General features: G+C 40.1%; 14 protein-coding genes. All 14 read right to left on the bottom strand.

Annotation, left to right across the window (positions count from 1 at the left end; genetic code table 11):
- Positions 1-85 precede the first annotated feature (85 nt).
- Positions 86-2,074 carry an excinuclease ABC subunit UvrB gene (uvrB, locus tag E7276_RS05560; RefSeq protein ID WP_294214769.1) on the bottom strand — a complete coding sequence of 663 codons (1,989 nt, stop codon included), beginning with the start codon at positions 2,072-2,074 and terminating at the stop codon, positions 86-88.
- Between the two features lie 127 nt (positions 2,075-2,201).
- Positions 2,202-2,435: a carbon storage regulator CsrA gene (gene csrA / locus E7276_RS05565; protein ID WP_294214772.1), complete on the bottom strand. Its 234-nt coding sequence runs from the start codon at positions 2,433-2,435 to the stop codon at positions 2,202-2,204.
- Positions 2,436-2,437: 2 nt separating this feature from the next.
- Complete coding sequence (gene fliW, locus E7276_RS05570) at positions 2,438-2,890, bottom strand: flagellar assembly protein FliW (protein WP_294214775.1); 453 nt, start codon at positions 2,888-2,890, stop codon at positions 2,438-2,440.
- 20 nt (positions 2,891-2,910) lie between these two features.
- A complete protein-coding gene (locus tag E7276_RS05575; RefSeq protein WP_294214779.1) occupies positions 2,911-4,500 on the bottom strand; it encodes a flagellin N-terminal helical domain-containing protein in 1,590 nt (529 codons plus the stop codon).
- Between the two features lie 75 nt (positions 4,501-4,575).
- A complete protein-coding gene (flgK, locus tag E7276_RS05580) occupies positions 4,576-6,513 on the bottom strand; it encodes a flagellar hook-associated protein FlgK (RefSeq protein WP_294214780.1) in 1,938 nt (645 codons plus the stop codon).
- Between the two features lie 21 nt (positions 6,514-6,534).
- A complete protein-coding gene (gene flgK, locus E7276_RS05585) occupies positions 6,535-8,352 on the bottom strand; it encodes a flagellar hook-associated protein FlgK (protein ID WP_294214783.1) in 1,818 nt (605 codons plus the stop codon).
- A 46-nt stretch (positions 8,353-8,398) separates the two neighbouring features.
- Complete coding sequence (locus E7276_RS05590; RefSeq protein ID WP_294214784.1) at positions 8,399-8,911, bottom strand: flagellar protein FlgN; 513 nt, start codon at positions 8,909-8,911, stop codon at positions 8,399-8,401.
- A gap of 18 nt (positions 8,912-8,929) precedes the next feature.
- A complete protein-coding gene (gene flgM / locus E7276_RS15085) occupies positions 8,930-9,364 on the bottom strand; it encodes a flagellar biosynthesis anti-sigma factor FlgM (protein ID WP_330598938.1) in 435 nt (144 codons plus the stop codon).
- Positions 9,365-9,501: 137 nt separating this feature from the next.
- On the bottom strand, positions 9,502-11,481 hold the full coding sequence (locus tag E7276_RS05600; protein WP_294214786.1) for a hypothetical protein: 1,980 nt from the start codon (positions 11,479-11,481) through the stop codon (positions 9,502-9,504).
- Positions 11,456-12,355 (bottom strand): ABC transporter ATP-binding protein, encoded by a 900-nt coding sequence (locus tag E7276_RS05605; protein WP_294214788.1) that lies wholly within the window; start codon positions 12,353-12,355, stop codon positions 11,456-11,458. Before E7276_RS05605 ends, E7276_RS05600 begins: the two co-directional genes overlap by 26 nt.
- Positions 12,339-12,725 (bottom strand): GntR family transcriptional regulator, encoded by a 387-nt coding sequence (locus tag E7276_RS05610; RefSeq protein ID WP_294214791.1) that lies wholly within the window; start codon positions 12,723-12,725, stop codon positions 12,339-12,341. The genes E7276_RS05605 and E7276_RS05610 overlap by 17 nt, the downstream gene beginning before the upstream one ends.
- Before the next feature lie 375 nt (positions 12,726-13,100).
- Entirely contained in the window at positions 13,101-13,724 is a 624-nt protein-coding gene (locus E7276_RS05615) for a YesL family protein (RefSeq protein WP_294214793.1), read from the bottom strand.
- A gap of 12 nt (positions 13,725-13,736) precedes the next feature.
- Positions 13,737-14,357: a hypothetical protein gene (locus E7276_RS05620; RefSeq protein WP_294214796.1), complete on the bottom strand. Its 621-nt coding sequence runs from the start codon at positions 14,355-14,357 to the stop codon at positions 13,737-13,739.
- A gap of 76 nt (positions 14,358-14,433) precedes the next feature.
- Complete coding sequence (locus E7276_RS05625; protein WP_294214799.1) at positions 14,434-16,017, bottom strand: glucose-6-phosphate isomerase; 1,584 nt, start codon at positions 16,015-16,017, stop codon at positions 14,434-14,436.
- Between the last annotated feature and the right edge of the window lie 73 nt (positions 16,018-16,090).

The raw sequence follows: 16,090 nt of genomic DNA on the forward strand, positions 1-16,090 counted from the left end.
CCTCTGCAGATAATACTTGTTTCACAAGTTAACAAGCATTTGGAATTTGTTTACAAATTCCATGTTGTTAGATGTCTCAAGATAATTATTCTTCAGACATTTTTATCATCATATTTTTCAACTCTACCATCTTGTCACGATACTCTGCTGCAGCTTCGAAGTTAAGCTCTGCAGCGGCCTTTTTCATCTTTTTCTGAATATCTGCAATAAGCTTTTCAAGCTCTTGCTTGTCCATCTCCTCTGGGTCCTTCTTGAACTGGAGCTCTTTCTTTGCAATATCCTTAGAAATAGAAATCAATTCTCGAACTGATTTCTGAATGGTGGTAGGTGTAATACCGTTTGCCTCGTTGTAAGCCATCTGAATCTCGCGGCGTCGCTCAGTCTCGGCAATGGCCTTTTCCATGGACTCTGTCATGGTGTCAGCGTACATAATAACGTGTCCCTCAGAGTTACGAGCAGCACGTCCTATGGTCTGAATAAGTGAACGCTCTGAACGAAGGAAGCCCTCCTTGTCAGCATCCAAAATGGCAACAAGAGTAATCTCTGGGATATCTAGACCCTCACGGAGAAGGTTGATACCTACCAGAACATCAAATACATCAAGTCTAAGATCTCGGATGATTTCTGCTCGTTCCATGGTGTCGATATCCGAGTGCATGTATTTAACTCGCACGCCAAGCTCGGCTAGGTAATCGGTCAAATCCTCAGCCATACGCTTGGTTAACGTAGTAATCATAACTTTGTTCTTCTTTGCTGTTTCCTTTTTGATTTCGTTGTATAAGTCGTCGATTTGTCCCTCAACAGGGCGTACCTCAACCTCAGGATCAAGCAGTCCTGTAGGTCTGATAACCTGCTCTGTACGAAGCATCTCGTGCTCTTCTTCGTAATCGCCAGGGGTAGCTGAAACGAACATAATCTGGTCGATTTTGAACTCAAATTCACCGAAATTAAGAGGTCTATTATCAAGGGCAGATGGCAGTCTAAAGCCGTACTCTACAAGTGTGCGCTTGCGGGCCTGGTCACCGGCAAACATACCTCTAATCTGAGGTAATGTAATATGACTCTCATCGACAATAATCAAAAAGTCGTCACCAAAATAGTCTATGAGACATTTAGGCGGCTCACCTGGCTGTTGGTTGGTCATATGCCTACTGTAATTTTCAATGCCGGAACAGAAGCCTGTCTCACGAAGCATCTCTATATCGAAATTAGTACGCTCCCCTATTCGCTGAGCCTCGATTAATTTGTCCTCTGATTTGAAGTATTTGATGCGCTCATCAAGCTCTGCCTCGATACTAGCGCAGGCTGCATTGATTTTGTCCTGAGGGATAACATAGTGGCTAGCAGGGAAAATAGCAACATGCTCAAGCTCTCTTTTTACCTGACCTGTCATAATGTCGGTCTCGCAAATCCTGTCGATTTCATCTCCAAAGAATTCGATGCGGATAGCATAGTCCTTTGTAACAGCAGGGATAACCTCAAGTACGTCACCTCTGACTCTAAAGGTACCACGGTCAAAATCCATGTCGTTGCGCATGTATTGAATGTTAATCAGCTCATGTATAACCTCATCCCTATCCTTGATGTCTCCAGGACGTAGGCTGACCATCATGTTTTGGAAATCATCTGGCTCACCAATACCATAAATGCATGATACTGAGGAAACAATGATAACATCTCGTCTCTCTGACAAAGAGGCCGTAGCTGACAGACGAAGCTTATCAATTTCGTCATTGATGGAAGAATCCTTTGCTATATAGGTGTCAGTACTAGGTACATAAGCCTCTGGCTGATAGTAATCGTAGTAAGAGACAAAGTACTCTACTGCGTTCTCTGGGAAGAATTCTTTGAACTCTGAGTATAGCTGGCCGGCCAAGGTCTTGTTATGGGCAATAATAAGCGTAGGCTTGTTAAGCTGCTCTATTACATTAGCCATGGTAAAGGTCTTTCCAGAGCCAGTAACACCCAAGAGGGTCTGGACCTGATTGCCCTCCTTGAAGCCGCGAACCAAGTCCGCTATTGCCTGAGGCTGGTCGCCTGTTGGTTTATATTGTGAATGTAGTTTAAAATCCATATGAATCACCAAAAATCAATTGCACACAATCGTATAAGATTGATTATATCACAGTCTGTCAATATGTCAAACATTTGTTCTTTTTAATGCAAAAAAAGAGGAAGCTTTCGCTTCCTCCTAATATTCATTATAAAAGATTTTTGAGAGCTTCGATATCGTCTAAGCTGATAGATTGAGCTGCCTCTTGAGCTGCTTCGTTTTCTTTTTGAATCTCTAAATATACTTCTTTTCTGTAGATGGATACTTCCTTTGGTGCAGAAATTCCTATTTTGACTTGATCACCGCGAACTTCAAGGACTGTAATCTCGATGTTGTTGTTGATCATAATCGCGTCGCCTGTTTTTCGTGTTAATGCCAACATCGCTACTCACCATCCTTTCCATGTAATGCATCGTGAATTAAGTATCGGACTGGTTCTGAACCTTCAATGATGATCTGATCTCCAATATTAGTATCTGAATTGATAACGATTGGAGCCTTAAGATTTACAGATGCTTCCTTAGGATTTTTAGGAACTCTAACGGTGACTAAAACGTAAGTGTTCTCTTCAGTAAGCTCGCCTAGTTGCTCTAAAGAATCCTCGTTTAAGGATGGAGCGTAGTCAGGCTTTACAATGTGTGGAAGCATAACTGGCATTGCAAAATCGGTCTCATCAAGTGACTGAAGCCACATGATATTGCCCTTGTCTTTTTTCTCCTCATCGAAAATGAGTGTGTATCTCTTCATGTCTGGAAAACCTATAAGCCCATGAACGAGATTGATGATTTTTTCGTCAACAATTTCAATTTCGCCAAACAATCTAGTTTTTACGCGCATTGTCCCTTCTCCTCCTGAGATTAAATGTAGTTAAGTAGTGTCGAATCGCCCAGCTTTCCAGCCGCTGTAAGCGATGCCTGATATGCGGTGTACGCTGCCGTATAATCAATGATAATCTGCGATAAATCTACATCATCATTTGTGGACTGAAGACTCTGAACTGTTTCTCTTTGATCCCCCACACGAGTCTTAGTAAGATTCAATGAATCTCGCTTACATCCCAAATCAGTAATACCTAGGTATATTTTAGCATAATATGTATCCATTTTGCCTAGTTCTGTGTTAAAAAGTTTCTTTATATTGTCATCAAAGTAATCTGCCTCTTTTTTGATTGCATCATACCACTGACTAAGCAATTCCTGATCCTCATCAGACTGGTACTGAACTTCACCCTGCATACGTTCAATATCCTTTAATTTATTATGGGCAGCAATAGAGTTTTTAACTGCGTCCATCATTTCTGATAAGTCTCTTTGAATATCGCTGTTAAATACGTCTGAAGCCTCAGTGTTAATGGCTATTGTCTGGTTTGCAGCGATAGTGTACTCAATATCAAAATGTATGGTTGTACCATCATCATTGAACTTTTTATAAGTTACAGGAACCTGAACATCCTCAGGATCTGCTGTTTTAACGCAATTGTGATAATATTCTGGACGAAGCTCACCCTCCTTGAAGGAAGCCTTTGTATATGTAATATCCAAAGAAGCTTCGTTTTCCTTTAAAGTTGCTGCAACCTGATTTCCAAGGATAACATCACCAGTTTCCTTGATAACATATATAGCATTATCTGGAACTGTCTTTGTGTTACCTTCCTTGATTACTGTTGGTGGTGTGGTGGTGTCATCTGTCTCAGAATAAGCTGCCCATGCTGTCTCATTATCAAATGTAATAAGATTAAAGCTATCGGTTGTGATATTAGGGTCCTTGCTAGTAATAACGATTTCATTCAATGACTCAAGCTCATTATAGTTAAGGCGCAAACGATAATAATTTGTCTGTGCCATGTCATTAATGTTACCTGTTAGCTTTAGCTCGTCCTCTGTTGTAGGAACAGCTGTAACACCATTGTAGTATCTGTGCTCTTCCATGTTGTCTTCCATGGTAAGAGTCTGTGTGATTGTATATCTTGTAACCTGATCTGCAGGCTCTGTCTTTGTATCCTCAGTGAATACTAAATTCTTGCCTGTTCTATATCCGGTAAATACTGTTCTTTTAGCATAATCAGCATTGCCCTCTGCAAATACCTGCTTTTGAAGGGCCTGCATCTGTGTAACGATAGTGTTTCTATCTTCTTCATTCAAAGAACCTGTTGCACCCTTATCAGCAAGTGTACGGCAATCTCTTACCAAATCGCCAATGTTGATAAGGGATGTTTCTGTTACTTCAAGCCAGCTAGTTGCATCAGGAATATTTCTTGAATAGTACTGAGTAACCTGAGAAAGAGTTGTAGACAATCTAAGGGAACGAACTGCAACTACAGGGTCATCTGATGGCCTGTCAATTTTCTTCTGAGAGGTCATCTGGGTGTTTCTCTGCTTTACAATTTCCTTAGTGGAATTGATGTTGGATGCTGCATTGTTCATTATCATTTTGTTTGTAACTCTCATTTAAATCACCTCTAAGACTTTCTAAGGAACGGAAACAGGTTCCTCCCACTAAAGTGGGTCCCTCCTATTTCCGTTTTAAACTCCAGTGTTAAGAATCAATCTATCATATATTTCGGAGAAAACTGAAATACATTTAGATGCCAGGTTGTAGGCATTCTGGAATTTAATTAGGTCTAATGCCTCTTCATCTTCATCGACGCCAGATACTGAAGTTCTCTGGTTTGAGATAGATGTTTGGATGTTTGTAAAGTTCTTTTGGAATAGCTTGCACTCCTCTGCGTCTACAGTTACATCTGAGTAGATACACTGCAGGAATGCGTCGCCTCCGCCACCTCTAAATAGCTTTTCTTTAGACTGTAGGGTCTGAAGCTGCACAACTATATCTGCCGCATCAACACCTGATGAATAGTTGCCTCTGGTAGTTGTTGCAAGAAGTCCTGCGTCCTTGTCTGTCTCTTTTTTGATAGAAACATTCTTTGCTGTTAAAAGATAGTAGGTCTCAAACTTTTTAGTTGGATCCGATGTATCTTCACCGCTGTAGAAGGTTTGATTTGCTGTGCTTTCACGCATCTGATGCTCAACGCTAAGGTCAAGCTTGTCCTTTGCTATAAATAACGCATTTGATGGGTCCCCGTTAATATCCACACCTCTGTCATCACTTAAAACTGCTGGTGTAATGATATTTCCATCATCATCATAAACTGCTTCTGTATCCTCTGTTCCAATTTCATATTTGTTGAAGGCTTCGCAGAAATTACGAAGGAACAGGTTCATCTGGTTCTGATAATATGGAATTCCCATATAGTCAACGTCGTCACCAACCTGAAGTGTTTTGCCTGTAAGGTTGTTCTGTTCAGAAACTGTAAGTGTTTCATTGATGTTGAATGTAACTGATGTTACCTTTCCATCTGCATCTGTATCAAAGGAGAAGCCCTGATAAGTATATTCTGTATTGTTTGTATCAAGGGAGCCTCGAGTTGGCATATTCAGCTCGTTAATATCAGTGATGCTTAAGTTTGAAATGGTGATGCTATTGGCTGTTGCACTTGTAACCTTAGCATGCATGTTCTCATTATTGTTTCCATCTCTCACTTCAAACATTGCCTTCAATGCGCCGCCGCTAGAGCTTGGTGTTGCATTGAATTTATTTCCGTCTGTTTCCCAGATAATTTCATATAAACCATCAATATCTGTCTGATTATGTAGCTGCTCTAATCCACGTGACTGAACAGTTAATCTGTGATATTCATATGTGTCTACTAATACCTGTCCGTTAATGTAAACAGTGTAATATGTTGCACCGGTGTACATATCAGGATCATTACTATTGGCAACTTCCTTTTCTACAGCCTCAACATCCACAAGCTTTGAAAGCTGATCTATCAACAATGCTCTCTGGTCGCGAAGCTCATTTGCATGTCCGCCGCCCTGCTCGATTGTATTTATCTGTTTTGTTAAAATAGCTACCTTTTCTGAAATAGAGTTAATATCATCAACAGCTGTCTTTATTTCATCGTTGATAGAATTCTGCAATTCATCAAGCTTTGTTGATAACTGATTGAAATACTCAGTAAGCTGTTTCGCGGTAGAAACAAACTCTTTTCGAACTGTACCGTCACCAGCATCACCCTGCAAAGTACTTAGGGCGTTGAACATTTTGGTATAAACAGTTGTAAATCCAGCCTTGTTAGAATTCTCGTTGTAATAATCCTCGATTTGGTCCATATAGTACTGCTTCTTGTCATAAAAGCCGAGAATAGACTCATTATTCCAATATTTCTCATCATAATAGAGGTCTCTATGCTGGGTTACAGATGTGGCCTCAACACCAGTACCAGTAGTTCCCCAGCTCTGATAGCATCTTAAAGCTGAAGAAGCAACTGTATTAACGACCTGACGGCTATATCCCTTTGTATTTACATTGGAGATATTATTTGCTGTGGTGTTAATCTGTGCCTGGGAAGTATTAAGTCCCGATGCTGCAATTGTTAAACCAAAAAATGTTGATGACATAAGCTATTCCTTTCTGCCATTTTAGAAGTGACCAAGCGATGTAACGATATGCTCAATCATTTCACTTATTACATTGATGTATCGGCTGGCTGCATTATATGCTGACTGGAACTTAATCATTGTGGTGAGCTCCTCGTCTGAAGATACGCCGATAACACCCTGACGGCTAAACTCTATCTCTTCCTTTGTGCCTTCAAGAGATTTTGCTGTAGTCTCGTATACGTTTCCAATATTTCCTATTTCGCCAACCCACTTTACATAGAAGCCTGAGAATCCACATGGAGTTGTATCACTAGGATTTAGGTTAAATTCTTGGTCTGTCCACATTAAACTAAGATTTGTTCCAAGCTTGTGATCTACTTGGGTGTGATCTAGGTTTTTAAGATGTGGCAGGTAAGATTCCTGCTTGATTAACTCTTCATTAACTGTTAGAGATTTAAGTGTGTAACACTTTGATGTGTCATTTGGGTCTTCTTCGTTGTATAGATATAATTTGTAGGTACCAATTTCTGCACCTGTGTCATCATAAAGTGTTACATCTTTTTCTGTGTATCTCTCACAGCCGTTTCGCACGAATAATTCTCTTGGTGGTAACTCACCATCGGAACCAACGGAGCAATTAGCTTCGTCCAGTATTCTAAGAAGGCTGGCATCCACTTCAACTGTAATTGGATTTCCTTCAGAATCTACATCCTGGTAGGAAGCAACCTTTGCGTCTGTGTAGGCCGATGCCACATTTGTCAGTGGACTGTATAAATCGTTTATTGTTGTTACCAGCTGATGAATCAATGTATCAAGCTCTGCCTCAGAGTTCATCATGATTGAATTGGCGATTCCATTTTCATATGTATCTGAATCAATGTAATCACCATTTTCATCGTAGAAATCTAAGTAAGTACTCCAGCCTGTTCCACGGGCCATTATAAGTGATTTGAGTTCACCAATATCTGAGTTCTTTTCTGCGCTAACATTTGTTGTATCAAATATTGGATAATAAACATTATCCTCTTCATTTTCATGATCCAACTCTGACAACTGAGGCCAATATGGAGTTACATATCCAGTTCTCTTGTTTGTGAGAATTCCTACCTCGTAGTATCTAATCTCGTCGATGAACTCAACACCTTCGATTTCAACGTGAACAACACCACCGTTGTCCTCGCTGTAGGACATTTTTACAAGGCCAGACAGTTCATCTAACAGGAGGTCTCGTTTATCTCGTAAATCCATAGCCTTTTCAACTTGAGCTGCCTCTATTGATTGAATTTTTTTATTGTATTCAACTATCTCTTTTCCGATTTCGTTAATTCTATTTAGTTTTTCAGTGATTCTAGAATTAATGATAGTTTGATAATCTTCGAATCCGTCCTCTACAGCTTTTGCTCTAGCCAAAAAAATGTTAGCCTTCTGTAGCACAAGATTCTGACTTACAGTATCTGATGGGTCCTTTGCAAATTCTTCAAATGCATCCTCGAAATTTTCGATTGCTGTTTTAAACTGAACACCGTCAGATTCCTGTAACTGAGTTATTACCTCTTGTACTGCTTCTGAGCTAGCATCATAAAAAGAATATCGCCCATTCTCTGTACGATATGCTTTGTCTAAAAAGATATCGCGAGTGTGGACGATAGTACCAACCTGCACACCAAGGCCAGCATATTGTGTGCTGACCGCTGCAGTCCCTATTTTTCTATAATCTCTATCTTCATAAACAACCTGTTGACGTACATAACCATCGGTATTTACGTTTGAAAGGTTGTTTGCTGTTGTATTTAATCCATGTGATGCTGACTGTAGGCCAGATGCCCCAACATATAAGCTACCAAAACTATTAGCCATACGACATTCCTCCAAGTATATAAGCTACTCAAAGGACATCCGTTTCCTATTGTTTAGCATCAAAACCTCTACTACCTAGTATGTTTCCTGTAGTCTCAGCATTCTTGCCGTAATTCGAAGTCTGTGGCGCCTGCTTTGCACTCTTTAAGAGCGTAATGTCAAATTCCACCATTTCTAATGCCTGCTGCAACAAATTCTGCATTTGGAAATTCAAAACCTGCGCTTCATCAGCGGCATCTTTAAGCTTTCCTCTGGCTTCTATTAACTTCTCTTGTTCTACAGGTTGCTCCGACAAATTATCTATCATCCATGATACGGTAATTTGCTCGCCTTCATGCCCCATCACTGCTGCAATATTGCGCATTATATTAAGGCGCTTTTTCTCCAGTTCCAATAAGGCGTCTGCGATGGCCTGCTCTTGAACGGTAATAGCCTCCAGTACGTCAAGTTTCTTATAGATGATAGAATCCTTCTTTTCATCACTAAGATCAATTAACTTTTCATATTGCGACCTTTCACCTTCCATGGTTAAGAGCAATTCATCCATTAAACTAGCCACGCATTCGTCCTCTCAAAACTAAAGAATTGAACCGTACTGATTTAACAATTTCTCTGCAAAATCATCAGCACTGACCTCATATGTGCCCGCTTGAATTCTAGACTTAATATCAGCTACTAAGTCCTCTCTGATGTCCGCAGATTCAGCTACGGCTGCCTTTGCTACATGGTAATCCTTACCAGTTGATGAGATTTGTACCTCATCACGGCCCATTCCATTTGCCTTTGCAGTCTGAGTTGTGTTTTTAGTGTTTGATGTCTGATAGAGCTGTGCTACCTGATTGTAAGCCTCTATACGCATATCACCACACTCCTTTCCTCCCTTATTTGTGTCATTTCTAGTCCCTTTTCTCAACTGCATCATCGCTGATGCATTAAATACATCTTTCTCTACACTCCTATTATCGGAAATTGTAGCAAAAAACTTTATAGTTTTTTCAAAAAGTTTTAACAAAAAATTATTCCCGATTTTGTTCAATAGTTATATCGGCCTGTTTGTTGGATTTCTTTAGAAAAAATTTGACCCGAGGTTGAGAGGACCTCGGGTCGGTTAGAGAATTGTATCGGATAGAGAATTAAGAAGTAAGCAAATTAAAGGTAAGTTTCGTAATCATAGTACCCTACCTTTTCATTGTATTCATCGAAGGTAATGATTACTTCATCATCATAGTAGAAGCCCTCATCCTTCAATGTCTGCAATGTGTTTGTGCAATCCTTGTTGAGCATAACATATATGTTTTGCTCATACTGAGGATAGCTATAGTAATAGTCATAATCGTAATCTTCAAATGTCATCTCATCTGAGAAATACTCAATCTTTTTATTTGAAACTGTAAAGTTAAAGTCATCATATAGATTTGCGCTATCATCTCTATATCCAAAGGAGGTTTGAAGGACATTTCCTTGATCAATATCCTTAAGTAATGCTTCGTATACTTTTTCGTATTTTGCTTCCTTTTCTTTGTCATTCAAATCATCGAATGGCATTTCTTCTGCATTGAAGTCTTTTATTCCCTCATCATAACGGTATCCAATGAACTGCATGTAAGGAATAGTGCAAGCATTCCAAATATTACCAATGATATGTTCCTTGATAATTGTTGGATTGTTAAGGAAATCAAGGATTGGCTCTGCTGCCGCCACATATGTAGGTGTAACAGTTGGATCCTCAGTATCTATTACGTTATAGGAACGAACTACAACGTTTCCATTTTTTAGCTTGTACTTAATAGTAACTACGTTGCTGCCAACATCTGGATTGTTTACTGAAATATCTCTAAGCTCCTTTTTGTCAGCAAGGAAGTTCTTGTGAAGGGAACGAACTGTATTAATTTCGTCCTCGCTTGTAAATACCATGGTGTAATCGCACTGGATACCTACCCAGGCAATATCGTCTGTGGATGGAACTCTGTTCTCCACCTTGAAAACATCAAATCTAAGGCAAAGTAAAAATGCAAGTGACGCAATGGAATACAGCAAGCATTTAGAAATATTTTTAACATTGAAAACGCGGATAGTCTTTTCAATCATCATTTTTGTAATCATGTAAAGTATGGCACCAATGATGATTGCTGAAATAATTCCAACTGCAAATTTGCTACTGTAGGTTCTTTGGCCCATAGCGTCGTACATTCCGCTGATATATGCACCGGCAACCATTGAAATGAAAAATGACATTCCAACAGAGAAAACTGGCTGCATAAATGGAGCGCAAATAAAATCGTGTACTGTCTCAATTTTTTTGAATTTGTACATTATGTAAGCAACTATAAAGAATACAACAGCCACAACTCCATAGATGATAAGATACTTTCCGCCCACCATACGAGTGGTAAACTCTTGAAGATTTCCATAATCATCTGTTAGCTCATAGCATTTAATTCGGCAGTTGTCTGCTATATAAAAAATAGGAGAAAATATAGCGTTTTTTCTGAAATATGGAACACTGCTCATTCCAAACATCCAAATGCTAGCACTCAATCTGAATGCAACCTGCATAAGGGTATATAAATAATTGAAAATAATGTAAAAGACAACTGCCGTAACAACCTGTCCTGAAACCATCAATGAGAAAAATGCTATCGATAGGAACAAGACTGTGGAAACTACACCAATAAGCACCCAATACCAAATAACTGCATATGCACCAGCTCCTTCAATTGTTGCCACTATGGAAGTTATGGCTCCAATGAGAAGGATTGGTACTATAGCCACCAATAAGCATGATAATAATCCCGTGAAATAAAGGCTTTTTCTGCTAACCGGAAAAGCATGCATCATGTAGGTATCTCTTTTTGTAAATAAATATAAAAAAGTGATAACTGCCAAGACAATGCCAAGTACAAAGGCAACCTCAGTAGTCGAAATATAGCTGAAATGTTGCTTTAACAGCATACTTTTTGTATACCCAGATTCTACATAATATGTAGACTCAAAATTAGATATATCAATAACGTATGAGATTGGAATCTCCACAAGCATTACGATGAAATAAAGCAGTCCCACTACCCAAGTTCTGCCAAGATTCTTTTTGAATAAAGCTTTATTAAAAAATGATGTCTTTGACTGCATAATTATCACCTCCTAACTCGTAAATGAAGATTTCCTCAAGTGTAAGTGGAAGCACATCCATAAGGAGTGGATTCATAGCTGCAAGAGCTTGCTCTGCCTCCTTTGGCTGTCCCTTAACAATGAGTGTATGTACTCTACCATTTGTAATCTTTTTAAGAATTTGGAGCCCCTCAGGCATCTGAGGCATGTCACCTTCGAATGCAATTTGAATCTTTGTGATGGATGTCTGCAAATCATCAAGTGAGCGCTCGATAAGTATTTTGCCATGATTCATAATTCCAACATGGTCACACACATCCTCAAGCTCACGGAGATTGTGAGAGCTGACAAGAACTGTAACTCCTGTCTCTGCCACATCTGACATAATAAGGCTCCACACCTGACGTCTCATTACAGGGTCAAGACCATCTACTGGTTCATCCAAAATCATCACATCAGGTCTGCTGGCAATGGCAAGCATAAATGCCACCTGCTTTTGCATACCCTTTGAAAGAGTGCGGACCATTTTCTTCATATTGATTTCTGGAAAACAGTCTGCGATCTTGTAGAAAAGCTGCTCATCAAACTTTGGATACATGTTTTTATAAAATTTCATCATATCCTTTGTATTGGCCTGGATGAAGTAAAAAATATCATCCGGTATAACAGCGATTCTCTGTTTTAGTAATTCGTTTTCATATACCTGCTGACCATCAATGGTGATGTTGCCGGCATCCTGTTTATATACACCGCAAAGGTGACGAATGATTGTAGACTTTCCAGCACCGTTAGGTCCTACAAGTCCATAAATAGCGCCCTTTTCAACATGCATATTAAGACCGTCCAAGGCCGCAAAGCTACCAAATTTCTTGGTAACATTATTTACTTCTATCATCACCGTCACCTCCTTTTGCTAATTCCTCGATTCGTTTAATGAGGATATCCTTGTCCTCACAGAGATACAGAAGTTCTTTTACTATTTCATCGAATTCTTTCATCAATTCTTCATTCCTCCCTGAGGCAACGTCAGCCTTCTGAGCCGCATAGCTTCCCTTGCCTGCAATCGTGTAAATGTACCCTTCTTGCTCTAGCTCTCTATAAGCCTTTTGGATTGTATTTGGATTGATGGACAAACTGGTTGCCAGCTCCCTAACGCTAGGCAGCTTCTCATCCTTTTTCACTGCGCCTGTAACAACTAGGCGTCTAAGACCATCCTTTATTTGCTCATAAATTGGCTTAGAATCTCTATAGTTCAGTTGGATCATCTAATACCTCCCCTTCAGCTGTATTACGTGTCCTAATACACTTATACCACGAGTGCACACCAGTGTCAACAATTTTGCAAAAGGTTGGCTAACCAAAAGGGTATAGAAAAGCCCTAGTTACGCTATCAAGCCGACTGCGTCCTCCCACTTTCTCATGCTCCCGTAGGGCACCCTCCGCACCTTCGCATGGGTCCTTCCCGCCCGGTGTAGGCCCCTCCCATGCTCGATGCGGTATCCCCTACTCGCGCTTGCCTAGACTGTGTGGACGCAGATGCGAGCATATTATGTTTTTTTGCACATTAAATTCAGGCAAAAAAAAGCTAACTATGGCAAGTTCATAGTTAGCTCAAGTGTATGTCCACGTAATACTACGTTTTATTCAAGTTCGGATTCCAGGTCTTCTGGGGTCATGTATTTGCGGAAGACGCGCTCAATGATTGGGTGAATTGAGGCAGTTATGAGACCCGGAAGGAAAAATAGTAGTATGATGAAGCGGAATGTCAAAAGGATGAAAGCCGCTAATACTACAAGGATGAGGAAGCTCCATCCTAAATTTGCAACCATGATGATTGCTGAAACTTTGAAGGATGCTCCAAATCCATTTGCGAATCTAGCAATGTATGCAAAATGATAAATTGCCCACAGAATTGCAAAGCAAAGCATTATCAAAAAAAATAATGGCGCTGCTGCAAAGGCGCTAGTCTGAGGAACTGCAAATCTTGTTACATAAATATCTCCAGCAAGCACTGCAAAAATCACCATGAAAATAATCCATGATAATGTGGACTGTTTGAAGTTTTCTTTGAATGAATGGAAAAACTCTGTTGTGTAGCCTCTGCCTCTAAATACGCTTTTGTGGATGGCGTAATAAAGTGCTGTAAGGCTAGCTCCCATGGTAAAAACTGGAATGGAGCATATTATGAAATACAGACCTATGATAAATACATCTGTTATCTTTGAAATTCCATCTAAAATCCTATTGTTGTATAACTTTCCCAAAACATATTCTCCTTACTTTATAGTTCCATTTTCTATTTCAGCAAGCATTTTATCAAATGCCTGATTGTAGTCTTCTCGTCCTAAAAAGTCCGCTCTAATCATATAAACAGTATTATCATCTAAACCAAAGTACTCGTGGATTGGGCTGTCTGCTATATTCTCCGCTGGTGTTGTGTAGTCATCGAAAAAGCTCCTGATATACTCAAGCCCTGCCTCGTCAGTGAAAATAAAGTCACATTCTCTAGCGTTGAGAAGCAAACTAAGCTTGGTTCCAGCACCGGCTGAAGTGGTATCCTCTGTATAAAGTCCTGCCTGTATGCGCACACCAGTATGTTTGTCCATTCCAAGATATTCTCGGATGTCCTCGGCTCGGTCATAATCTACTGTTTCTGAATTGATTACCATGCCAAAATATGCATCCTTTACATAGGTCATGGCATGATGAACACCCCAGATAACTGCCAATATCAGCAGTATAGTGCCGATGATGTGAAATTTGTAATATGTAAAAATATAATCGATTCGCTTGTCAAAAGTCATTTGAGAAAGCTTGTTTTTCTCTCCTGCCAGTGTTTTACGAACCGACTCTGCCTCTGAATCGTTATATGTATTGCCCATAACATTACCTTCCATTAATACAACTTCTATTATCCTAAACGATAAGAAAGGCCTCTGCAATAAGCAGAGGCCAAATTTAATAATATTTTAATTAAATATCAAGAAGCTTTGCATATGCAGCAAGTGCATCTGATGTGTCGCCTGCAAGAACCTTCTTAGCAAGAGTCTTACCAAGCTGAACACCTTCCTGATCGAATGAGTTAAGGTTCCATACGAATCCCTGGAACATAACCTTGTTCTCGAAGTGAGCAAGAAGTGCACCAAGTGTCTCTGGTGTAAGCTGCTCGCCAACGATGATTGATGAAGGACGGTTGCCCTCGAAGTATTTATTTCTGTTGTCATCATCCTTACCACAAGCGAAAGCCATAATCTGAGCAGCAACGTTAGCGCAAAGCTTCTGCTGTGATGTGCTGTTCTCGATAACAACATCTGTTGCCATCTGGCTCTTCTTGAAGCCTACGAACTGAAGAGGAACGATGTTTGTTCCCTGGTGAAGGAGCTGATAGAAGCTGTGCTGTCCATTTGTACCTGGCTCACCAAAGATAACTGGTCCTGTAACATAGTCAACAGGCTCGCCAAATCTGTTTACGCTCTTACCGTTTGACTCCATGTCAAGCTGCTGTAAGTGAGCTGGGAAACGGCTAAGTGCCTGTGAGTATGGAAGAACTGCAGTAGACTCATAACCAAGAACGTTTCTCTCGTACACGCCGATAAGGGCATCAAGCATAGCTGGGTTCTTGCGGATGTCAGCGTTGAGAGATAATTTGTCCTCTTCTGCTGCACCGTTAAGGAAACGAGCAAATACCTCTGGTCCAAATGCAAGTGAAAGTACTGCACCACCTACTGAAGATGTAGATGAGTAACGTCCACCAATATAATCATCCATGTAGAATGCATCAAGGTAGTCAGAAGACTTTGCAAGTGGAGATGTCTCAGATGTAACAGCAATCATGTGCTTAGAAGCATCAAGACCTGCATTCTTAAGAGCATCCTTTACAAATGACTCATTTGTAAGAGTCTCAAGTGTAGTACCTGATTTTGAAACAAGAATGAAAATAGAATGAGCAACATCAACACCAGCAAGAACTGATGCAGCGTCGTCTGGATCTACGTTTGAAATGAAACGAGCTTCCATTTTGAATGTGCCTGTAACCTTTGCCCAATTCTCAAGTGCAAGATACATAGCTCGAGGACCAAGGTCAGAACCACCGATACCAATCTGTACTACAGTAGTGAACTTCTCACCTGCCTCATTTACGATTTCACCAGCGTGAACCTTGTTTGCGAAATCAGCGATGCGGTTCTGCTGCTCTACGTAAAATGCTCTCTTGTCAACGCCATCAGCCTCAACCTTGCCACCAAGCTGACCACGTGTGAGCTGGTGAAGAACTAATCTCTTCTCACCAGTATTAATAACTTCCCCATTGAAAAGTGCTGAAAACTTGTCAGTAAGCTCTGCCTCAACAGAAAGCTCCTGAAGGGCATCAAGAACTGTGTCATCAACCTGCTTTGCAGCGAAGTTGTATGTCATACCATTTGACATTGGTACGCTGTACTCTGCAACACGCTTTGCACCATTTTCTCCTGCCATAACCTTCTTGAGTTCAACCTGATTCTTAAGACCCATTAATGTCTTGTAGGAATTAAGCTGATCAAAATTTTTCCATTCTATCATGTTGGTACTCCTTTTATAAAAACAATTTGTTAGCGATTGTTTAACGATTACGGAGAAAATTTTATAATAAATG

The sequence above is a fragment of the Pseudobutyrivibrio sp. genome (assembly GCF_015057185.1).
In the GTDB taxonomy this organism is placed as follows: domain Bacteria; phylum Bacillota; class Clostridia; order Lachnospirales; family Lachnospiraceae; genus Pseudobutyrivibrio.